10 protein-coding genes and 2 pseudogenes are annotated in these 23291 nt (G+C 71.2%); 7 read left to right on the forward strand and 5 right to left on the reverse strand.

Annotation, left to right across the window (positions count from 1 at the left end; genetic code table 11):
• Window positions 1-391: 391 nt before the first annotated feature.
• Complete coding sequence (locus WMF28_RS26520) at window positions 392-2380, forward strand: hypothetical protein (RefSeq protein ID WP_437596108.1); 1989 nt, start codon at window positions 392-394, stop codon at window positions 2378-2380.
• A gap of 168 nt (window positions 2381-2548) precedes the next feature.
• On the opposite strand, the pseudogene WMF28_RS26525 reads toward WMF28_RS26520, so the two are convergent.
• Together WMF28_RS26525 and WMF28_RS26530 are read right to left on the reverse strand one after the other, a co-directional pair.
• Window positions 2549-2611: pseudogene (locus tag WMF28_RS26525) on the reverse strand (hypothetical protein); the annotation flags it as partial.
• A gap of 141 nt (window positions 2612-2752) precedes the next feature.
• Entirely contained in the window at window positions 2753-3688 is a 936-nt protein-coding gene (locus tag WMF28_RS26530; protein WP_437596109.1) for a Mov34/MPN/PAD-1 family protein, read from the reverse strand.
• 240 nt (window positions 3689-3928) lie between these two features.
• Between WMF28_RS26530 and WMF28_RS26535 the strand changes: the two genes are divergently transcribed.
• Window positions 3929-4096, forward strand: coding sequence for a hypothetical protein (locus tag WMF28_RS26535; protein WP_437596110.1), 168 nt, complete (start codon window positions 3929-3931; stop codon window positions 4094-4096).
• A 233-nt stretch (window positions 4097-4329) separates the two neighbouring features.
• Here WMF28_RS26535 and WMF28_RS26540 read toward each other — a convergent pair whose 3' ends face one another.
• On the reverse strand, window positions 4330-7425 hold the full coding sequence (locus tag WMF28_RS26540) for a hypothetical protein (RefSeq protein ID WP_437596111.1): 3096 nt from the start codon (window positions 7423-7425) through the stop codon (window positions 4330-4332).
• 671 nt (window positions 7426-8096) lie between these two features.
• Between WMF28_RS26540 and WMF28_RS26545 the strand changes: the two are divergent.
• From WMF28_RS26545 to WMF28_RS26560, 4 genes and pseudogenes are all read left to right on the forward strand, one after another.
• Window positions 8097-8765 (forward strand): annotated as a pseudogene (locus WMF28_RS26545) (PAAR-like domain-containing protein); the annotation flags it as partial.
• A 967-nt stretch (window positions 8766-9732) separates the two neighbouring features.
• Window positions 9733-11922: an RHS repeat-associated core domain-containing protein gene (locus WMF28_RS26550; RefSeq protein WP_437596112.1), complete on the forward strand. Its 2190-nt coding sequence runs from the start codon at window positions 9733-9735 to the stop codon at window positions 11920-11922.
• Between the two features lie 12 nt (window positions 11923-11934).
• On the forward strand, window positions 11935-12966 hold the full coding sequence (locus tag WMF28_RS26555; protein WP_437596113.1) for a hypothetical protein: 1032 nt from the start codon (window positions 11935-11937) through the stop codon (window positions 12964-12966).
• Window positions 12933-13124, forward strand: coding sequence for a hypothetical protein (locus WMF28_RS26560; RefSeq protein WP_437596114.1), 192 nt, complete (start codon window positions 12933-12935; stop codon window positions 13122-13124). The genes WMF28_RS26555 and WMF28_RS26560 overlap by 34 nt, the downstream gene beginning before the upstream one ends.
• A gap of 1065 nt (window positions 13125-14189) precedes the next feature.
• Here WMF28_RS26560 and WMF28_RS26565 read toward each other — a convergent pair.
• Both WMF28_RS26565 and WMF28_RS26570 read right to left on the reverse strand, forming a co-directional pair.
• Window positions 14190-14312, reverse strand: a complete 123-nt coding sequence (locus WMF28_RS26565) for a hypothetical protein (protein ID WP_437596115.1) — start codon at window positions 14310-14312, stop codon at window positions 14190-14192.
• 13 nt (window positions 14313-14325) lie between these two features.
• Window positions 14326-17268, reverse strand: a complete 2943-nt coding sequence (locus WMF28_RS26570) for a DUF4215 domain-containing protein (protein WP_437596116.1) — start codon at window positions 17266-17268, stop codon at window positions 14326-14328.
• A 514-nt stretch (window positions 17269-17782) separates the two neighbouring features.
• Between WMF28_RS26570 and WMF28_RS26575 the strand changes: the two genes are divergently transcribed.
• On the forward strand, window positions 17783-23185 hold the full coding sequence (locus tag WMF28_RS26575; protein WP_437596117.1) for a DNA repair ATPase: 5403 nt from the start codon (window positions 17783-17785) through the stop codon (window positions 23183-23185).
• The last annotated feature ends 106 nt before the right edge of the window (window positions 23186-23291 follow it).

The raw sequence follows: 23291 nt of genomic DNA on the forward strand, positions 1-23291 counted from the left end.
GAGCGCGGTGAGGAGGCGGGCGATGCGGCTCGGCTCAGTGAGCAGGGCGACGAGCTTCATCCTGCCCTTGCAGGCCGGGCACTCAAGCACATCGATCCTGCGAACGTCCGGCGCAGCAGCTCGGCCCACGGCCGATAGCCGCCTCGCTTGCGTTCGGGAGCGGGCTCGTCGTCCGCCTTCGCGGGCTGTTGCGGCTTCGCAGGGCGCGGTCCGATGCGCCGGCGCGCCAACGTGGGCGGCTCGCAGGCGCGAGCCCCCCGCGCACTTCACGGTGTGGAAGCGCGAGGGACGCGGGCAGGGGCGGCGCCGTCGGCACGGGCGGGACGCCCGGTGGCAGCGGGGGCGCGGCGGGGGGGGCCCCAAAGCCGCGCTCGAACACGGGCCGACCGCGATGCGTCTCACCGCGCTCGTCGACCTCGATGTCCAACTCGCCATACATGGCGATGTCCGCGGCGAGGCGACTCAATATCTGGCGGTCCCGCTCGACCGTTCCCTGATGAACGCCCTGACCTTCAGGTGGCCATCGGGTACTGATGAAACGTGCCTCCCGCAGGGCGATGAAGTGAAAGGCGGCCCCTCGATGCGTGGATGGGCGATTCTTGTCGTGTCGCATCTTTCCGGGGGCCCTCGACGGGATCGTGCGGCGCTGATGAATGCGGTGCCCACGCCGAGCAACGAAGCGGTCATGACCAGAGACGCCGAGCGAATCGATTCAGCATCCAGGACCAGCATGGACGCATCGGCCGCCTTGACCATCGCAGCGGTCCTCGCCGCGACGGCGTGTGAGCCGGCAGCGCGCGGGGGCGAAGCAGGCGATGGCCGCAGCGACAACGCTACAGCCGACAGCGGCCATACCGCCAGCGCGCGTGGCGCGCTCGGCGCCGGCGGCGCGGACGGCTGCGAGGCGGCGAGCGGCAGCGGCGGCGAGGGCGGCAGCAGCTCGACCGGCGCCGGCGGCGAGGGCGGCAGCAGCTCGACCGGCGCCGGCGGCGAGGGCGGCAGCAGCTCGACCGGCAGCAGCATGCCAGGCACGTGCACGCCGGGCTCGGTCGTCGCCTGCTACACCGGCCCCGCCGGGACCGCGGGCGTCGGGCGCTGCGCTCCCGGGACGCAGGCCTGTCGCGCGGACGGTCTTGGCCACGGCCCCTGTACGGGTGAGGTGACGCCCGCCGCAGAGCTCTGCGCCACGCCGGTGGACGAGAGCTGCGACGGCGTCCCCAGCTGCCCTCAGCAGCTACCGTGGGCGCGCGGGTACGGCAGCACTGGCTGGGACAGTGGCATGTCCATCGTGAGCGACGCCTGGGGCAACTACTACGTCTCGGGTGAGTTCGAGGGGACGGTCGACTTCGGCGCCGGCCCCCTCACCAGCGCAGGGCAGTCCGACGTCTTCTTTCTCAAGCTCGATCCTTCGGGCTCGGTGATCTGGAGCAGGCGCTACGGGACCGAGTTCGACGACTGGGGCGGCGTCATGACCGTCGACGGGAATGGCAACATCTTCCTCGCCGGTAGTTACGGCGGCGGCGCGATGGGGCAATTCCCGGGCCCGGATTTCGGCGGGGGCCCGATCTCGGCCGCCGAGGACAGGGGAGCCTTCGTGGCCAAGTTTGACCCCGGCGGCGATCATGTCTGGAGCGCCGGATACACGGTCGTGATCCCCACGTCCATGCAGAGAGTAGCGGAGATCGCCGTCGATGCCCTCGGCGACGTGTACATGATCTACGACATCAGCGACTGGGCGCACCTCACGAAGCTGGGCGCCGGAGGCAGCGGCGTTCTCTGGACACAGCTCGTGCCGGCGTCCGCCGTCAGCAACGGCGCGGTAAGCCTCGCGGTCGACAGCGCCGGCAACGTGATCGTGGCGAACGAGGACCCAGCAGCTTTCTTCCATCTATATCCGCTCTATTTCATTGTCTCCAAGTTCGACCCGACGGGCGCGCTGCTCTGGCAGCGCCTGTTCGAGTCCGACGGATCGGCGATGGCGTCTTCGGTGGCGGTCAATGCGGCGGACGAGGTCCTCGTGGCGGGCTTCACGGACGGTCTCATCGACTTCGGCGGCGGCGTGCTCCCCGCCGGGCCCGTGCTCGTCAAGCTGGATGCTGCAGGCCAGCATCTCTTCAGCCGCTCGGTGCGCTTTGGCGACAAGATCGCCCTCGATTCCGCCGGGGGAATGGTCGTCGCCGGGGGCGGGCTCGCCGGGCTCGACGCGAGCGGGAACGAGCTCTGGTGGGCGGGCTTCGATCCTCTCGTGGACGATATCGCGTTCTCTCCGAATGGCACCGTTGCCATCACCGGAAGCATGACCGATCCGGTGGACTTCGGGACCGGCCCGATCCCCTATGCAGATAGTCGCGATATCTTCGTGGCCACGTTCAATCCCTGAGAGCCGCCGTGCCGGTGCACCGCCGGGGCCCCGGCTTCCGACGCCACGCCGCCTGTTCATCCTCGAGCGCGTGCTCAGCCGCCTCGTCGACCTGAGCAGCCACAGGCGAGCGGCGCGGCGGCCCGGGCGAGCCGCCGCGCGCGGATCTCCGTCACGGGTCGATCCGGGTCAGTCGACCTCCTCGTGGCACGTGACGCTGCAACCGTCGCCGCTCGCGGTGTTGTCGTCGTCGGGTCAGCCGCAACCTGGGTCGGATCGGTGCAACCTCGGATCGGTCCAACCTGGGTCGGGTCGGTGGGTCGGGTCGGTGCAACCTCGGATCGGTCCAACCTGGGTTGGGTCGGCGCAACCTGGGTCGGGTCGGGGCGCCACTCAGCTGATCGTGCCCGTGTTGACGTTGATGTTCCAAGGCGAGGCAGGGATGCCTGCCAGAACGGGCCCAGCCGCAGCCGCGACCGCGCCTCCCATGGGATAGCCGACGCGTGTGGATGCCAAGCGGAGCGGCCCGTAGATGTAGACGTGCCCGTCGCAGCTCAGAACGATGCCTTGCAGGTTGCGCACATAGGCATTTTGTATGTCAGCCTGGCTCGGCGTAGCGTTCCCATGCGTCAATGGGTGGGAGTGAAAATTTGCGATCATCGCATATCCATCGGGGGCGACCTCACCGGAGTAGCTCCCTGGATCCGCGAGATCGATCGCTGCGCCGGTGGCTCGGTCATTGTCTTTCAATGCATTGGAGCGCTTCGTCGAGGCGAGCACGACCTTGTATTCATGGCTGGCCCCGCCCACCTTGAAGAAGATCCAGCCACCGCGCTCTTGGACGGTCTTCCCTTTCAGGTTGATGCTGAGCATCCAGGCTTCCTTCAAGGCATCGCGCACCTTGGAGTCACCGAGGGCATCATTCGCCGTCTTGGCCGCCGCGCCGCCGTACGCGGCGGCGAGTACCGCGTTGTTGAAGCCATGCTGGAGCACCAGCGCTGCGGCCCTCTGAGCCACACGGACAGCTTCTGGAATCCGGGCCTGGGCGGCAGACCGGGCGAGACGCTGCTGCACGACGATCGCCGGATGCGTCAGCCGCTGCACGCCCCCCTTGGACGGGGACTGCGGCTGAATCACCGTCGCCCGGTGCGGCGGCAGGCCCTTCCCTTGCACGACTGTCGCCGGATGCGGCGCCTTCGGCTGCACCGCCGTCGACGGATGAGGAGGCCGCGTGGTGGCACCGCTCGGCGCCGGCTTCGGCTGCGCCACCGTGGCCGGATGCGGCGGCCGCTCGCGCGGCCCGATGGGACGGGAAGGCTCCGATGACATCCTGACCTCTTCATCCGATCGTCGCGGAGCCGGTTCTCGTCGGCCAACTTCTCGGGCACTTCATCAAGCCCGGGCGCGCATCAAGGCAGTCGCAGATAGGACAAGCAAACGCGTTCTGCAAAATCAAGATTCTCGGAGCCGTTCCTGACTCGTGCAGTCCGACTGTACGAGCTCATTGACAGAACGGGCGGCACGGGCGGGGGTTACGGGCTCGGGACGATCGTCATCGGGCGCGAGGTCATGGGTGTTCCCGCCCTCGGGCACGACGGCGCCATTCCCGGCTACGCCACGGAGATGCTGTATTACCCCGAGCAGCAGGCCGCCGTGGTCGCCATCGTGAACTGCGACACAGCGGATCCCGCCCTCATCGCGCTCTCGGCGAGCGGGCTCCTTCTCGACTCCGAGTGAGCCAGGAGGCGCCCCGCCAGGATTCCGAGAGATTCCGCGAGAACGACGGGCGCTGCGACGCTCGCCGTCCGCGCGCGGCGATCGCGCGTGATCCGATGGGCCCGTGCGCACGTTGCTGCCCCTCGCGCTCCTCACCGCGGCGACCCTCGCGGCCTGCGCTCCTGGAACGCCGCCCCGGGGGAAGCCATGGAGAGCGCGATCGGGGGCCCGGGGGAGCAGGGCGGCGCCGATCGCTACCGGAAGAGGTAGCAGTAGCTCGCGTCGAGCGTCGCGTTGGCGCTGGCGCAGCCTGGGGGCACGCAGTGGCCCTTTTCATAACCGGCGCTGAAGTCGCACTTATACCAGTCCGGGAAGCCCTTGCCCGAGCAGTCCGCGTCCTCGATGCACTCGCTCACGCACTGATCTTCCGCGTCGCAGTACCCGCCGGCCTCCTCGCAGACACCTGGCAGGTTGACGCCTTCCACCTCACACGAGCCGAGGAAGTTGACGCACGTCCCGTGGGAGAAGCTGAACCCGCCCAGCTGGTTGTAGACGCAGGCGGTCAGCCCATTCGCATACGTATCGATGGCGTCGCAGTTGTCGACGCAGAACCACGGCATCTCGCTCACCGCCTCACGACCCGCCGAGTTACCCGGGTCGGGCAGGCACTTGCCACCGACCGACGGGCCCCACCCGCTCTGCTCGCTGCCCCAGCAGGAGAGGCTCTCCCCGAGGCCCACGCAGTCGCTGTCGAGCTGACAGGGGCAGCCCAGGTTGGTGTCCTCGCCGCACTCCTGGCAGACAGGGTAGTCCTTGCCCTGCCGGGTGACCTTGCCGCATACCACCTGGTTGCCCGGTGTGGCGGCGGTGCCGTCATCGCAGTACTGACCCAGGCCGTACAGGCCGTTCTTGACGTGGCTGCCGGCTCCGTCGGCGTAGCCGCCGTCGAACGCGGCGTCCTCGGCCTGGACGACGTCGACGTCGGCGCAGGGGCAGCCCACGGTGCCAAAGTACGCAGGGTTCTCCGGGTCGGGGCAGCCGCCGTACTCATAGGGGTTCGGGATCAGCGCCTCCTGGGGGCGATGGCGGCAGGCGTACTCGTCGCGGACGCCGGCCGCGACGTTCTCGGCGTGCTGGAGGTCGACGAACGCAAACCCGTCGGTCGTGCTCAGCCGGCCGTTCGTGAGCTCGAGCCCGATGTACGGGAGCGCGATGTAGGTCTCGATCGGCTTCAGCTTCTCCTCGCACGCCGGCAGATCGGTCGCGACGTCCTGGAGCCACAGCACGACGCGGAGGTCGTCGTCGACGTTCGGGGTGCGGGGTACGACACACTTGGAGAAGATCTCCTCCTGCGTGATGAAGGCGAGCAACGCCGCCTTGACCTGGCAAGCCTCCGAGCTCGGATCGACGCCCTCGTCACAGGCGAGGAGGATCGACGGGTCGTCGACGATCGGCGGTGGAACCGTGAGCGCCGCGAAATCGAGATCGGCGTCGCACTGGCTCATCATGGCGCAGAGCATCGGCATCACCTCGTCGAGCTGAGCCATGGGGATCTTCTGATCGGGGTCGAGCGCGCCGAGCGCCTGGCTCAGGTCGAGCGGGGCGGACCAGTCGATCTCGGACAGCTGAAGCCCGGCGGCCGTCTTCACCGCGTCGATGACATCGATGCTCGGCGCGCTCAGGGGCTGGCCGAAGCTCAGGCGGGCGAGCAGCGCGGCGGGCGCGCTCCGGAAGGGGGCGGCGCCAAGGTCGAAGCCGCCGGGGGCGATCACGCGGTGCCCCAGGCACTCGGCGCCCTCGTCGCATGCCGCCGTGCCCGCCAGGTTGATCGCCACCGCGCCATCGGGGGCGACGTCGACCAGCGCGTCCCCGGCCGGGCAGGCGTCCAGATCCTGGGTGAGCTGCTGGCCTGAGATCGCCTTGTTGATGTCGTGCGCGAGCCGCGACTTGAAGAGCTCCTCGACGCTGCAATCCTTCCCCACGAAGCTGCAGCCGAAGGCGTACACCCAGTCGACGACGTTCAACAGGCCACCCTCGATGCCGACGTCGACCGACGTCGGCGAGACGACGATGGCGTACTTCTCCTTGCCGTTCTTCTTGCCGACCTCCTCGCAGGCGAAGGCCAGCTCGATCTGGAGGCTGAAGTCGCCGAGCGAGGTGTAGAGGGTGCCGCAGTGGTCCGGGCCGTTGCCGAGACCTACGCCGTCGCAGTCGCCGGGGTCGAAGGTCCCGTTGGCGACCTGAAGATCGGCGTCGATGAGGAGCCGCTTGCGATCGCTGCTGCCCTTGATCTCGAGCCAGGGGGAGGGGCTTCGCTCGCTGAGCGGGGCACAGCCGCCGAAGTCGCAGTCGACCTGCCCGCCGTTGCCATGGGTGTCGGCCCAGAAGCCTTGGAGTCCGCGATCGTTGTCGCAGTAAAGGCCGTTCGCACAGCCCTTGGCCTGCGCCGCCAGGACCCGGCCGAACATCCCCTCGATCAGGTGGCTCAGATCCCGGGCGCTGAACTCGAGCACCTCGGGGTTGAAGGCGAGGCGCTTGTTCTCGTCGATGACGACGTGCTTGAAGAGGGCGCTGAGCTCGTTGAAGCTCAAGCCCCAGAGCGGGTTCTTGCGCAGCTCGTCGCCGCCGAAGCCGACGATCCCCGTGTCGCCGGCGCCGCCAGTGGCGCGCAGGAGCGTCGGCTGGGACGTCGCCTTCTTCGCCTCGAAGAGCGGGATGCCGTGCGCCGAGAGGCGGACCTCGTCGATCCACCACTCCCGGGTGTACGACGCGTCGGCGCACGGCACGCCGTGCGGGTTGTCCTTGCAGCGCGTGGCCGGCAGATCGAGCCCGAACTCGAGCTTGTCGATGTCAGCGAGGGTGCGCACGCCCGGCGCATAGACGTTGTAGGTGTCGCTCGTGAACGAGCGGTGATCGCGGAGCCCACGATCGAGGTAGTTGCAGATCGGGGTGGTGTCGTAGTACGGCGGGATGCAGTCGTTGTCGAGCTTGCAGTCCCGGATGCACGTCTTGCACTCGGTGCTCCCCGGGGAGGCGGCGCACGCGCGGCAGGAGCGCTCGCACGTGGCGTTGGCGCAGCGATCGAGGCAGGCCTTGCACGTGGAGCTCTCCGGAGCGGCGACGCAGACGGAGCAGGAGATCTGGCACACGTCGCAGCTCTCCGTCGCCCGCGTGCTCGCGGAGCCCGTCGCGCTCGCCAGATCCGGGGGAGCCTGGGCGCGGAGCGCATCAGCGGCCTGGGGCGAGTCGATCTCTCGCGAGCTCGCGTCGGCGCAGCCGACCAGGAGGGCGGCGAGCGAGATGCTCGCGAGAGCACCTGAATGAAGGGGAGGGGGTCTCGAGGGGGACATGGTATCTAACTCCTTTGCGCCCTGGAGCGCACGCAAGCGGGGCCGCTGGCCGGCGAGGACATCGACCCCTGTCGTGGTCTACGGAAGCAAGTCGCTCACGCATCGGGCTCGATCCTCATCGGGTAGCAGGGGAGATACCCAGAGGCGCTGCGCGTGGTTCGAGGCGATGGTGTTCAGCCGTCGAAGATCGAATCGTCGCAGCCGCCATCCTCGCCCGAGCATCCGCGACGTCGCGCTGCGCTCGCCACCATGCACCATGTGCTCGCAAGCCGCGTACCAGCGTGCTCCGGCTCGGCCGCCTTGCCGGGGAACAGCGTGTCCCGATCTGTGCTCTGCCCGGATCCCTTCGCGTCGAGCGCCCCGCGATGGTACGCGCGAGTGACGTGCCAGGTGACACGCGCGCATTACATGTCATCCGCGCATGACACCCGATCCTGGCGCTCGCAGCACGCGAACGTCCGCCGTGCTGTGGCGCGTATCGCCGAGCGCGGACAACCCGCATCGGTACCATGGCCACCGGCTCCCGGCGGACCCGCCCGCGAGACGGTCGCCGCCGCACGTGGCCGCTTCCCGCGCCGGTCCCCGGCGTGCGACCATTGCGCGCCATGGGCAAGGTCACCGCGCTCCACATGGACACCATTACCGACAAATCCGGTCACCAGATGACCGGAATGGCCGTGAGCGTGTGTCTCACCCCTGCCGCGCCGAGCCCCCTGCCTATCCCCTATCCCACGATGGGCACCGTGGCCGAGGGGATCATCGATCCGTGCATGCGCACGAAGATCGAGGGCGCGAAGATCCTCACGGTGGGCGGCTGCATGAAGGCGTGCCACGGCAACGAGCCCGGCACGCTCAAGGAGCTCGTCAGCCTCAACACCGGCGGCCCCTGCTTCCCCTGGCTCGGCGCGCCCAACGTGCTCATCGAGCTCGGCATGGCCGGCATCACCGGCAGCATGGGGCAGATGAACAAGTCAATCACCGTCGGCGCCGGCGCGAGCGCGAGCGGCGCCGGCGGCGGGGGCGGGGGCGGGGGCGGAGGAGGAGGCGGCGCCGGCGGGCCGGGCGGGGGCGGGCCGCAGGGCGGGAGCAACGCCGGCGGGGGCGGGGGCGGGAGCAACCAGGGCGCAGGGCCGCCCGGCCCGCCCGCGGCGCCAGGGGCCGACGGTCAAGCCGATGCGGGGCACCCCGTCGACATCGTCACCGGCACGATGTTCACGCCGCCGGAAACGGATTTCCTCCTCCCGGGGCCCCTGCCGGTCGCCTGGATCCGCACGTACCGCACCTCCTCGGTCCTGCGGGAGTGCGGCGTCGGCCGCGGCTGGTCCCACGCCCTGTGCTGGCAGGCCGAGATCCGCGGGGATCGGCTCACCCTGATCGACGAGACCTTCCGCGAGACGACCCTCGCCGTTCCAGCCGGCGACGTCGAGGTGCTGCTCCCCTTCGCGCGGCGCGTGTACTGGGAGGAAGACGCGCTCGTCGTCGACCTCGACGACGGCATCCTCCGCGTCCTCCGGCGCGGGCACGCGCCCGGCACCTTCCGGCTCGCGCAGCTGCGCGATCGGGCCGGCAATCTCGCGGAGATCACCTGGGATGAGCGCGAGGTCGTCCAGGTCGTGGATTCGGTCGGGCGCCGCGCATGGCTCGTCCAGGAGGGCCAGTACAGGAGCTGGTGGGTCGCCGCGGCCGGCGCGGACGGCGTGGAGCACACGACGCGCCTCGTGACGTACGAGCTCGACACGAAGGGAGACCTCGTCCGCGTCATCAACGCCGGCGGCGCGGAGACGCGGTACGCGTACGACGACGAGCACTACCTCGTCCAGGAGCAGCAGCCTGGCGGCCTGCGGTATCATTTCGTGTACGCCGACGTCTCGGGGGAGCGGCGCTGCGTGGAGACCTGGGGCGACCTCGAGGGCGCCGACGTCCTCCAGGAGGTCGGCGCGCCGGAAGCCTCGATGGCGACGCGGCCCAGGGGCCTCTTCCACATGCGCTTCCAGTACGGCCCTGGGCCTCACGAGACCACGGTCATCGACGGCCTCGGCCACAGGTTCCGCTACAAGGGGAACGCGCTCGGCCTCGTGGAGCGATACCAGGATCCGGCGGGCCAGCAGAAGAACCTGTCGTACAACGTCGTCGGCCAGGTCGTCTGCTCCACCACGTCGGACGGGACCGAGCGGCGCACCTACGACGCGAGGGGCCGACTCGCCTCCTTCACGGACGCGATGGGCCGCTCGTTCAGCCTGAAGCGCCGCGAGGACGGCGCCATCGTCGTTCAGCCTGAAGCGCCGCGAGGACGGCGCCATCGTCGAGGTGCGCGATCCCGCGGGCGCGCTGTATGCCTTCGCCGTCGGCGCTCACGGGCAGATGCTCGAGCGCACCGACCCGCTCGGGGCGAAGACGCGGTACGACCACGACAAGTACGGGCGGGAGATCGCCATCGTCGCGCCCGACGGCTCCGTCGAGTCCTTCGACTACGACGCTCATGGAAACCTCGCCGCGCGGACGCTGCCGGGCGGGGGGACGACGCGGTACACCCACGATCTCTTCGGCCAGCTCGTTCGCGTCGAGATGCCGGAAGGCGCGGTGTACGAGCTCGAGCACGACAGCCGAGGCCTCCCCGTGCGGGTCCGGGCGCCCGGGGGCGTCGTCGTCGAGAAGGCGTACAACGACGCGCGTCGCCCCGTGTCGGCGCGCCATCCGGGCGGCGGCGTCTCGTTCGCGCGCTACGTCGGGCACCTCGTCGTAGAGGAGGTGCAATCGGACGGCGCCCGGTACAGGTTCGGTTACGACGCCCGAGGGCGGCTGTCCTGGGTCAAGAACCCGGCCGGCGAGTCGCTCACCATCGAGCGGGACGGGTGCGGCCGCGTGATCCGGACGAGGACGTTCTCGGGCGTGGAGACGGCCTACGAGCACGACGTGCGCGGCCGTGTCGTGCGCGCCGAGGTGGCCGGAGCGACCGTCCGGAAGATCGCCTACAACGCCAGCGGCGACATGATCCGGCGGGAGGACGGCGATGTCGTGACCACCCTCGATCACGATGACCGCGGCTTCGTCCGCCGCGGCACGCGCGGCGCGACGGAGGTGCTCCTCGAGCGCGACGCCGCGGGGCGCATCGTGAGCGAGGAGCAGCGGGTCGGGGGCTGGCGGTACCGGGTGGATCGGGCGTTCGACGAGAAGGGCTGGGCCACCGCGAAGCGCTACTCGACGGGCTGGCAGGTCCAGATGGCGCGCGGGCCGAGCAGCGCCGTCGAGTCCATCACGCTCGAGTCTGCCGCCGGCGTCGAGCGGATCCTGCGCGAGGTCGACGCCCGCGGGCAGGAGACGACGCGCGTCCGCGAGGGCGGGTATGCCATCCGCACGGAGCGCGACTCCATGGGGCGGCCGATCGTCGTGTCGCTGGAGGACGCCGAGGGGAAGCCCGTCCGCGCGCGCCGCTATGTCTGGAGCAAGCTCGGCCCGCTCGAGCAGATCATCGACAGCGCCGCGGGCAGGCGCACGTACGAGCTCGACGCCTTCGGACGGCCGCTCGCGGTGAGCGGGCTCGGGGCCCGGGAGCAATTTCGTTACGATCCGAGCGGGACGCCGCTGCGCTCCGGCGAGGATCGCGTGGGGCCGGGCGGGCGCGTGCTCCGCAACGCGGCCGCGGCGTACACGTGGGATGCGCAGGGGCGGCTCGCGTCGCGAGCGCCCGAGGGCGGCTCCCCGGGCTGGACCTACGATTACGACGGGCTCGACGCGCTCGTGCGCGCGACGCGGAGCGACGGGCTCGTCGTCCAGTACCACGTCGACGCGTTCAACCGGCGGCTCGGCGAGGTGAGGAGCGACGGGGCGAGCACCTGGTTCGGCTGGGACGATCAGACCCAGGTCGAGGAGGTGAGCAGCGCGGGCGCCTCGGCGCGGCGGGTGTTCGCCGACGACGAGCTCACCCCGCGGCTCGAGGGCAGCGCCGCGGGCGCGTGGCGGAGCATCGTCACCGACGCGACAGCGACGCCCTGGCTGATGGTCGACCCGACAGGCGCCGCGACGGGCCAGGATCTGGGCGCGCTCGGCGCCGTCACCCGGCGGGAGGGGCCGTTCACCGCGCTGCGGTTCGCGGGGCAGCGCCACGATGAGCTCACCGGGCTCACCTACCACCGCGCCAGGTACTACTCCCCGGAGCTCGGGACCTTCACCACGCCCGACCCGCTCTGGATCGACGCCTCGATGTTCGAGCTGGCGTTCGTTCCCAACGTCACGCTCTGGGTGGATCCGCTCGGCCTCGCCATCCTGCTCATGAGCGACGACCCGACCTGCGTGAACGGCGCGAACGCGCGGTCGCGGGCCACGGGGCAGCAGATCGTGCACTATAGCCAGCTCGGGAATCCGAGGGCGCTCGCCGGCGAGAGCGATCTTTACGTCTACGGGCACGGGTCGCCCGGCACGCTCCACTACGCCACGATCCCGGGCGTCACGATCGCCGGCCCCGCCGGCTCGATGCAGCCCTTCACCCGCCGACCCTGACTTCGAGGTCCCATGCCGTCCGTCTGCGCGAGCCTGTCCACGCCGCTCCCGTCGCCCCGGGAAGATCTCGTCTTCTGCGCCGCGTTCGCGCTCGCCTGGGAGCAGCTTCGGGCGCGGTTCGGCCCGATCCGCATGGAGCCTCAGCCGGCCCTGGCCGACGCGCTCAACGCGATGCGGCTCGGCGCCGACGTGGTGGACCCGGCGTGGAGCGTGTCGGGGGCCGGGTTCGGCGGCGAGGGCATCGTGGAGTCGCTGCGCGCCGAGCTCTCCTCGAAGTTCCCCGACGCGAGGCCGGAGTACCTGCCGCAGGCCGTGCCGGCCGATGCCCTGCTGGCGTACGGCTACCTGAGCAAGGTCCTGAAGTTCGGGACGACGTTCGCCGTGCGGGAAGGAACATTCAAGACCTCGCGGGTCCGCGCCTTCGGCCTGGACAACAGTCCGTTTGGCGCGGACCCGGCGCGCAGGACGCAGGTCGTCGTGCACGACAGGGCCACGCCGGAGGACTTCGTGCTCGAGCTCGTCGCCGACGATCCGGACAGCCGCGTCCTCGTCGCGCAGGTCGCGCCGGCGGAGACGCTGGCGGCGACGGTGTCCAGCGCGGCCGCCCGGCTCGATCGGCTCCAGGGAGCGGCGCGGCGGCTCGCGCCGGACGAGGCGCTCGCGATCCCGCGGCTGAGGCTCGATCTGGAGGCGATCTTCGGTGACCTCATCGGCCGGCCCCTGCTCGGCGAGGCGCTGCGAGGGAAGCGCTTCGACGAGGCGAAGCAGCGGGTGCAGTTCCACCTGAACGAGGGCGGCGCCGGCGCGACGGCGGAGGCGGTCGTGGGCTCGTACGGGCCGCCGCCTCCGAGGTCGTTCCTGGTGACACGGCCGTTCCTGGTGCTGCTCCAGCGGCGCGGGGCGAGCGTGCCCTACCTGGCGGCGTGGGTGGAGAGCACGGCCTGGATGGAGGTGCTCGGCCAGGCGGCGCCGCCTGCCGCGCCGCCGCCCGGGTGGGGGGCGCCGCCTGGGTGGGGGCCGCCGTCCTCCGGCAGCGCGACCTAGCGCTGGCCGGCCGCGACGTCATCGAGATCGGGTGCGGCACCGGGCGCAACACGCCGTGGCTCGCCGAGCGCGCCGCGAGCGTGCTCGAGCCGTCGCGCGTGTCGGGCCGGTGCGCGGCGAGGACCGAGCTGCTCCACAGCTCGATCGCGCCCAGATAGGGCGCCGCTCCCTTCCAACGGCTGTACCAGGATGGTACGCGGCATGACCGTCGAGCCCACCACGTTCACCACCATCGAGGACAATGCCCCCGCGGGATGCCGCCCCGAGACGACTTTGCAGCCGTACCTGTTCGTCGTGCTGCACTGCGATCAGCCGCTCGCCGGTGGCGCTCGGCATGGCCTCTCCGACGTCGACCTGGTCACGATCGGCCGCGGGGCAGCGCACGCGGCTGCCCGCACGCGCGATGTTCGGCCATGTCAAGGGCTCCTTCACGGGCGCCGCCCGCGACGAGCCCGGCACCATCCGCCTGCAAATTGGCGCCGATCGAGCCGAACCGGCTAAAGCTCGCCTGCACGCTCTAGCGGGGGACCGGCCGTGTCGCCGGCACGCTGGTTGGCGTCGCGCAGGTCGGGTGGCAGGAGCGAAGCCGTGTCAGCGGCGGAACACGGGGGAGAAGCGCCCTGCGGACGTGACGATGACGTGATCGTGGCCACCGTCGGCCTTGGGAGCGGGAGCGCTGCGGGGAGCTCCGGAGCGAGTGGAGCTCCGGGCCCCCCGCCCTCGTACAGCCGCTCATTCAGGCGCTTGTCTTCTGGCCTCCGCTTGCTCCGAATAGGACAGGGACGGGTTATGGGCTGCCTGCTCGGAGGGCGGCCGGAACTGAAGGCTGTCGATGTACTCGGGGTTTCTATTCCCGACGATGGCGTCGTATATGAATTTGTTGGCCCCGATCTTCCGCTCCACGCACCCAAGCCCGCGTGGTGCTCGTCATGAGCGTCTGTTGGACACCTAAGACGTGGCATCGCAGGTCACAAGCCGGGCGACGATCGAGCGACTTGCCGACGACAACGTGGAGCGCGCGCCCTCCCTGTCCCCTGGCGGAAGATGCCGAACTGACGGCACCCTGACGGATTCCCTCACTTGTGCGGCGTTCTCTTGACGGTTCGGCGCGGCCAATTCGTCCCTGGGCGACGCGGTGCTGGATCGGTCCGGCCCGGCGAGGCGGCCCGCTCAGACGCACACTGGACAAGGACCCTTCGGGGCCCGCCGGGCCCGGCCAGGGCTCAGCGGCCGATGCAGGAAGCGGCGTAAACTACTGGAACCAGACGATTTTCAGCATGCTCGGCGGTCTGGGAGCCGAGCGGCGCGGCGGCCCGGGCGAGCCGCCGCGCGCGGATCTCCGTCACGGGTCGATCCGGGTCAGTCGACCTCCTGGTGGCACGTGGCGCTGCACCCGTCGCCGCTCGCGGTGTTGTCGTCGTCGCACTGCTCGTACGGCAGCTGCCGCACGCCGTCGCCGCAGTGCGGGCCGAACACGCAACCAGGAGCGCACTCGCCGTAACCGCCGTCGTTCTCCACGTCGTCGCACTGCTCCTGCGGCGCCTGGGTCACGCCGTCGCCGCAGCGCGGACCGTAGACGCAACCGGGAGCGCACTCGCCGTAACCGCCGTCGTTCACGCCGTCGTCGCACTCCTCGCCGAGCTCCGTCTGGGGGAACCCGTCGCCGCAGACGGCCCCGAGCCGGCAGCCGAGGCAGCCCATGCTGCCGTCGTTCACGCCGTCGTCGCACTCCTCGCCCCACTCCTCCTGGGGGATCCCGTCGCCGCACTTCGCCGCGTCGCCGCACTCCGGCGTGCACCCGCCATAGCGGCCGTCGTTCACGCCGTCGTCGCACGTCTCGTCCGGCCTGTGGACCATCGCATCGCCGCACCGCGGCCCGACGAGGCACTCCGGCGTGCACCCGCCATAGCGGCCGTCGTTCACGCCGTCGTCGCACGTCTCGCCGAACTGGCTGTTGATCTCCTCGTCGCCGCACCGGGGCGCCGCCACGCAACCCGGGGCGCAGGCCCCCGAGCCGTAGCCGCCCAGGTTGGTGCCGTCGTCGCAGATCTCGTAGGGCGTCGTCCGGACCCCGTCGCCGCAGTAGAGCCCGAGCGTGCAGGTCGTCGAGCATTTCCCGTAACCAGGGCCGTTCGCCGCCCCGTCGTCGCACTGCTCGTCCGGCGTGACGATCCCGTCGCCGCACACGGGCTCGCAGCGCGAGGGGGCCGCGTTGAAGCCGCCGAGCGTCAGCTTGTAGCTGGACCCGGTGGTGTGCCGCTCCGCCTGGAACACGGCCACCTCGTAGACCCTCCCCTCCGTCAGGCCGAGGTCATCCATGAGCACCGTCCCGCGATCGTCCTCCACGCCGTCGATCTCGCCGGTCCCCATGGGGGCGTGGATGCCGCCGAGGTCGACGCGGAGCCGGTTGTTGACGAACACCCAGACGTCGTCGTCCCCGTAGAAATCGAGCCGCTCCCCGCCGTGGTACTCGAACCAGTAGCGGACCTCGCTCGTGAAGTAGAAGTTGTGGCTGCCCGCAGGAGCCCAGCCGTCGAACGGATCGTTCGCCGGGCGGCTCGCCTCGCGCTGCGCCACCGGCACGGACGTGTGCTGCCAGCCCCTGCCGTCGAGCGGGAAGAACGTGTGATCCTCGTAGACGAACAAGTCCGACGTCCCGACGCGCCCGAGGACGAGCCAGTCCACGACCGGCTTCGAGAGGGTCGAGTCGCTGTACCAGCGGTTGAAATCCGTGGCGTTCGTGAGGAAGCCGTTCGGCCGCGCCGCGGCGAACTGGGGCTTGTTGTTGGCGCCGAGGACGTTCTGCACGATGCCCGTCACGATCGCGTTCGGCCGATTGTCGTTGTCAGGCTCGAAGTTCGGCGCGTCCTCCTTGAAGTCGCGGTACACGATCGGCACGCGGAGCTCGTCGCCCAGGACCACGTCGTTCGTGCAGCTGTACCCCGGCTCGATGGTGCACGTGGACGAGCAGCCGTCGCCGTCCGTCGTGTTGCCGTCGTCGCACGCCTCACCGCCCAGGCGCAGCCCGTCGCCGCACGCCGAGGTGCAGCCGCTGTCGCCGCAGTCCGGCTCGACCTGGCAGAACGGCGTGCAGCCGTCGCCCATCGTGGTGTTGCCGTCGTCGCACGGCTCGGAGCCCTCCTTCTCCCCGTCGTTGCAGACGGTGGCGCGGCAGATGTAACCGCCGGGCGCGGGCTCGCACACGAGGCCCGGCTCCCACTTGCACGTGGCGTCGCACCCGTCGCCGTCCTCCGCGCCGCCGTCGTCGCACTCCTCCCGGGCGACGACCCTCCCGTCGCCGCAGACCGCCGTGCAGCGGCTCCCGGCGCGCGCGCATTCGAACCCAGGCTCGATCTGGCACGTGGCCGAGCACCCGTCGCCCGCGACCCTGTTGCGGTCGTCGCACCCCTCGCCCACGCCGATCTGACCGTCGCCGCAGACGACCGTGAAGACGCAGTTCACGCCGTCGGGGCACACCCAGCCGGCCTCGACCTGGCAGCTCGGCGAGCAGCCGTCCTCCGGCTCCAGGTTGCCGTCGTCGCACCCCTCGCTCGGCCGCAGCAGGCCGTCGCCGCACCGCTCGACCGGCTTGCAAGGCCGCCCCGGGATCGGGCAGGTGATGTTGCCAGGGTCCTCCAGGGCGCAGACCTCGGAGCACCCGTCTCCGGCCACCGCGTTGCCGTCGTCGCAGGTCTCGCCGCCCGAGACCCGCTCGTCGCCGCACGAGTGCAGCCGGTAGCACGGCTGCCCGGCCCCCGGGCACACCCAGTCGCCCGGCTCCCGCTGGCAGCGATCGTCACAGCCGTCGCCCGAGGCGGTGTTCCCGTCCTCGCAGCTCTCGCCGGGCTCGATCGCGCCGTTGCCGCACGCGATCGTCGTGCGGCAGGGCTCCCCCGGCTCGCACGCGCAGTACGGCTCTATCTTGCAGGCGCCCGAGCAACAGTCCCCGGGCAGGCTGTTGCCGTCGTCGCACGCCTCGGTCTCCTGGTTGATCTCGCCGTCGCCGCACGCCGGCACCACCGCGTCGCACTCCGGCGGAGGATCCGGCGACTTGCACGGATCGCCGCCGCTGCCGGTGGCCCCCCCGGATCCGATGGTGATGAACCCGCCGCCGAGGGCCCCGGAGCTGTCGTCGGTTCCGCCGGTGCCCGTGGCGCCGCCGCCCGCCCCGCCCGCGCCGCTCCCGGCGCCGCCGCTGCCGCCGCCGCCGCCGCCGTCATCCCCGCAGGCGGCGAGCGGACCGGCAAACAGGACGAGGAGCACGGAAGTAAGTCTTTTTCCCAAGCCCATTGATACCACCATCCCAACTCGATGAAGTTCGTCGTGTTGTCCAGGCCGCGCCGCGAGGCGCCCCGGTCGACGAGGTGCGCCGCTGGAGGCGGCGTGGGCTCGCGCGCGCATGCGCGCGGTTCGTCGCCCTCGTCAACGGCCCATCGCAACGCAACACCCCCCGTGGAGCAAGCAGATTTGACGCCGTGGCGGCGTTGCGACGACGCCGTGGCGGCGTTGCGACGCGCCGCCCGCCGGGACGCGGGGGAATCCGCGGGCGGCGCGCCGGCCGACAGGGGGCCAGCCCGGGCTTGACATCCCGGCGCGCCTGGCGGCCGGCGCGCGCCGCGGCCCCCTCGCGGCCCGCGCGCGCCGTGACCCCCCTCACGGCCCACGCGCGCAGCGGCCTGTCTCGCGCCGCCGCGCGGCGCGGTCGCCATCTCGCCCCCCGGACGCGGCGAACGGCTGTAACCTGGCCGCGGACAGGCCGAGGCCCGCGCGGATTCGACGCGGGGGCGGGCATCGAGCCTGACCACACGGAGCATGCATGGTGGCGACAGGGGCCTTGGACGGCGCGGCCCGGACGGCGGGGGCGCCCCCCCCGCAGGCGGCGGAGACGCTGGATGGGGGCAATTACGAGGTCATCCGCCGGCGGCTCGTCGAGCGCGCCGAGGAGCTCGGCCGCCGCGCCGAGGCGCTCAACGCGCGGCGAAAGCAGGTGTTCGGCGGCACCGACCTCGCGCTCCTCGAGAACGCGCGCGTCAGGACCGAAAACAACTGCCTGCCGCGCGACATCGTGAGCATCCGGGGCAAGCTGCTCGTCGGCTACCTCGTGTTCATGGGGCTGAAGGAGGTGAACGTCGACGACGTCTTCAGCCTCCACCGCTTCGCGAGCGAGGGCGGCGCCTTCGACCTGTCGCACGCGCCGCTCGAGGAGAGCGACGCGTTCCTCGGCGACGCCACCTTCGTCAAGGAGTTCAAGGACCTCCACCGCTACGTCAAGGAGCCCCGGCTGCTCCAGCTCCGGCGCAGCGACACGCGGATGCTCGCCGTCTTCCAGGTCGGCGCGACCGAGCGCGACGTCAAGGTGTTCCGCTGGAGCATCGACGCGACAGGGCGCGTCCGCTACCTCGACGCGCGCGGCGACGAGGACAACGTCCGCCCGCGGGCGCACGACTTCGCCTGGACGCAGACCACGCGCGACGACCACGTGCAGGGCAAGCACCCGCACGTCACCATCCTCGGCGAGATCTTCGTCGAGACGGTCGGCGGCGATCTCACCATCAAGGTCGAGAACAACACGGCCACGGGGCTCGGCATCTACCGCGAGCCGGTCGACGACGCGGGCCAGGCGCTCGACGACGCCGACATCCAGTACGCCCGGCTCGGGCCGCTCATCCTGCTCAAGATCAAGCCGTTCCGGGAGCCGTCGTACCGCTACCTCGTCTACAACGGCCGCACCCGGAAGGTCGTGCGCATCGACGCGATCGGCCTCGCCTGCCTGAGCCTCCCGGAGGACCAGGGCATCGTCTTCCCGAACGGCTACTACCTCATCACCGGGGAGACGAAGCGCTTCGAGGGCAGCACCGACAGCCTCGTCTTCGAGCGGGTCATCCGCTCGCCGAACGGGGAAGACGTGCTCTACGTGTTCCACCAGGTCGTGGACGGGCGCTACGTGCTCTTCCCGTACAACCTGATCCGCAAGGAGATCGCGACCCCGATCCAGTGCCACGGGTACAGCCTCTTCGACGACGGCAAGATGGTGATCTTCCGGGCGCTGGGCGAGGAGCCGACCCGCGTCCACCCGATGCAGATCTGGCAGACGCCGTTCATGACCGCGGAGTTCGCGGCGTCGGCGCCGACCGACGGCTCGTACCTCGCGAAGGTGGGCAACGCCGACCTCGTGCGGGGGATCTCGGACGCGCTCGGCATGCGGCGCGCGGCGATGGACGGGTCGCCGACCCGCCAGACGTTCGAGGACCTCATCCGGACCGCCGAGCGGATGACCGACGCCTACTACTGGCTCGGCCACGCCGAGGCGGGCGACCTCCTGTCGACCGTGAACGAGCTCCGGACCGTCTCGGAGAGCATCGTCGACGAGTTCGAGAAGGTCGAGGCCATCAAGGCGCGCGCGGCGAGCGCGCTCGCCGAGACCGAGGCGGCGCAGCGACAGCTGCTCGGCGGGGTGCGGCCCGAGGACGCGGCGAGCGTCGACGGGTTCCTGAAGGCCCTGACCGCGCTGCGGCGGCAGCGGGGGCACCTCATCACGCTCCGCGAGCTCAAGTACATGGACCTCGGCCGCATCGACGCGCTCGAGGCCGAGATCCTGGCGCGCACCGACGAGGTGAGCGGCGCGTGCGTGACGTTCCTCCTCGGCGACCAGGCGTTCCGGCCGCTGGCCGACCGGCTCGCGGGCCTCATCGCGAAGATCGAGGCGGTCGCGAGGTCGTCCGAGCTCGCCCCGTTCGCCGCGGACCTCGACGGCGTGAACGAGGGGCTCTCGGTGCTCGCCGAGATCGTGGCGGGCCTGAAGGTCGACGACCCCACGGCGCGGACCCGGATCCTGGAGGGGATCAGCGAGGTCTACGCGCAGCTCAACCGCGCGCGCGCGACGCTGAGCGCCCGCGGCAAGGACCTCCGGGGCGCCGAGGGGCGCGCCGAGTTCGGCGCGCAGTTCAAGGTGTTCGGCCAGAGCGTCTCGAGCGCGCTGGCCGTCTGCGACTCGCCCGAGCGCTGCGACGCCGAGCTCTCGAAGCTCCTCGTCCAGCTCGAGGACCTCGAGGGGAAGTTCGGCGAGTTCGACGAGTTCCTCGGCGAGCTCGCCGCGAAGCGCGAGGAGGTGAACGACGCGATCGCCGCGCGGCGGCAGACGCTGCTCGACGAGCGGCAGCGGCGCGTCTCGAACCTCGTCGCCGCGGCGGACCGGATCGTCCAGGGGGTGACGCGCCGGGCGCGCTCGTTCGCGACCGTGGACGAGCTCAACACGTACTTCGCGTCCGACGCCATGGTCGCGAAGATCCGCGATCTCGCGGCGAGCCTGCACGCGCTCGGCGACAGCGTGAAGGGGGACGAGGTCGAGGCGCGGCTCAAGTCGGCGCGGCAGGACGCGCTCCGGGCGCTGCGCGACCGGGAGGACCTGTTCGAGGGCGGCGGCGGCGACGTCATCAAGCTCGGCCGCCACCGCTTCAACGTGAGCACCCAGGCCCTGGAGCTCACGCTGGTCCCGCACGGCGAGGGGCTCGCGCTGCACCTCACCGGGACGGACTTCTTCGAGCCGATCGAGGACCCGGCGCTCGAGAGCGCGCGCGACCTCTGGGGCCAGGAGCTCGTGAGCGAGACCCCGGAGGTCTACCGGGGCGAGCTCCTCGCGGGCTCGATGCTCGCGGACGCGGAGGCGGGGCGCGGCGGGCTCTCGATCGATCGGCTGCGCGAGGCGTCGCTCGGCCCCGGCGGGCTGCTCGCCGCGGTGCGCGCGTACGCGGCGGACCGGCACGACGAGGGCTACGAGCGCGGCGTCCACGACGCGGACGCGGCGCACCTCCTGGAGAAGCTGCTCGCGCTGCGGGCCACGGCGGGGCTGCTCCGCTTCGGCAGCGCGCCGCGGGCGCTCGCCTGCCTGACCTGGGCGGGGCTCGACCCGCGCGCCCGGGATCTCGCGCACCGGCGGGCGCGGAGCCTCGGCCGGCTCGCGGCGCAGCTCGGCGCGGGCGAGGCGCGGGCGGCGCTCGCGGCCGAGCTCGCGGCGGGCGTGGCGGCGGCGGCGGCGGCGCACCGGCTCGCGGCGGACGTGAGCAGCGCGGCGGACGTGCGCGTCGCGGCGCGGTACCTCGTCGAGGAGCTCGCGGCGGAGCACCCGAGGTTCGTGACCAGCGACGCGGCGCTCGATCTGCGCGCCGCGCTGCTCGCGCGCCTCGACCTTGAGGGCGGCCGCGGGGCGCTCGAGGAGGACCTCCGGCAGCTCGAGAAGCACCCGGCCGAGCGGCTGGAGCTCGCGCTGGCGTGGCTGCGGGGGCTCGCCGCGAGAGACGCGGTCAACGATGGGGGCTCGCCCGGCAAGCCGGGCTCTGCCCCCAAACCCCCGTCGGCCCCGCTCGGCCACCTCGCGCTCGAGGCGGCGGTCGTCATGGTGACGGAGCGGCACATCGAGCGCGAGCCGAGCGGGGCCGTGACCGAGGCGCGCGTGGAGGGGCTGCTCGGCCAGCACCCGCGCATCAAGGAGCGCGCGCTCGCGCTGCGGCTCGACGAATTCCTGAGCAGGATCGAGGACTTCCTGCACGAGAGGGCGCCGCGCTACCGCGCCTACAGGAAGGTGCGGAGCGAGATCGCGGAGCGGGAGCGGAGGCGGCTGCGCCTCCAGGAGTTCGCGCCGCGGGTGCTCACGTCGTTCGTGCGCAACCGGCTCATCGACGAGGTGTACCTGCCGCTCGTCGGCGCGAACCTGGCGAAGCAGCTCGGGGCCGCGGGCGACGCGAAGCGCACCGACCTGATGGGCATGCTGCTGCTCATCTCGCCGCCGGGCTACGGCAAGACGACGCTGATGGAGTACGTCGCGAGCAAGCTCGGCCTCGTGTTCATGAAGGTGAACGGGCCGTCGCTCGGCCACGAGGTGACGTCGCTCGACCCGACCGAGGCCCCGAACGCGACCGCGCGCCAGGAGGTCGAGAAGATCAACCTGGCGTTCGAGATGGGCAACAACGTGATGCTCTACCTCGACGACATCCAGCACACGAACACGGAGCTGCTCCAGAAGTTCATCTCGCTCTGCGACGGGCAGCGCCGGATCGAGGGCGTGTGGCGGGGCCGGACGAGGACGTACGACCTGCGCGGCAAGAAGTTCTGCGTGGTGATGGCGGGCAACCCGTACACGGAGTCGGGCGCGCGGTTCCAGATCCCGGACATGCTGTCGAACCGGGCCGACACCTACAACCTGGGCGACATCCTCGACGGCAAGGAGCAGCTGTTCGCGCTGAGCTACCTGGAGAACGCGCTCACGTCGAACCCGACGCTCGCGCCGCTCTCGGGGCGGCCGCCGGGGGACACGCACAAGCTGATCCGGATGGCGCAGGGCGAGCCCGTCGCCACGACGGAGCTCGAGCACGCCTACTCCGCGGCGGAGGTCTCGGAGATCGTCGCCGTGTTCGAGCGGCTCTTCCAGGTGCAGAAGGTGCTCCTGTCGGTGAACCTAGAGTACATCCGGAGCGCGTCGCAGGACGACGCCTTCCGGACCGAGCCGCCGTTCAAGCTGCAGGGCAGCTACCGCAACATGAACAAGCTGGCCGAGAAGGTCGTCGCGGCGCACACGCCCGAGGAGATCGACCGGCTCATCGACGATCACTACGTGAGCGAGTCGCAGACGCTGACGACGGGCGCCGAGCAGAACCTGCTCAAGCTCGGCGAGCTGCGCGGCCGGATGACGCCCGAGCAGAAGGCGCGGTGGGAGGAGATCAGGAAGGGGTACCAGCGCATCAAGCGGATGGGCGGCAAGGAGGACGATCCGGTCGTGCGCGTGACCGGCACGCTCTCGATGCTGGGCGAGCAGCTCGAGGGCATCCGCGGGGCGATCGGCAAGGCGGCCGTGGCGGCGCAGGCGGGGGACGCGCGGGCGCGGGAGATGAAGCAGTGGCTCGCGCCGGAGATCGAGCGGCTCTCCGCGGCGCTCAAGGGGGTCGCGCAGCCGAAGGTCGAGGTGAAGGTCGAGACGGATCGCTCGGTGTCCGAGTTCGTGGGCCACCACCTGTCGCTCGTGGAGCGGATCGTCTCGCCGCTCTCGAAGGCGACGACGCAGAGCGCGTTCGGCATCCGGGCGATCGAGGCGCAGATCGCGGAGCTCGGCCAGGCGCTCCGGTCGCTCGACGAGCGGGTCCGCGCCGCGGCGCGCCCGCAGACCCAGCCGCCGCCGCCGGAGCGGCCTGGTGAAGCAGACCCCACGCGCGGGCGCGGAGGTGCGTGAGCGGATCACAGCACCCGCGCTCCGCAGGCGAGCGGCCGCGGGGCGCTCACCAGGCGGGCGACCGCACGGAGCAGAAGCCTACAAGAGGGGTAGAGAGGGGTCCGTC

Origin of the sequence: Sorangium sp. So ce590, from assembly GCF_051521365.1 — a bacterium.
Lineage (GTDB): Bacteria > Myxococcota_A > Polyangia > Polyangiales > Polyangiaceae > Sorangium.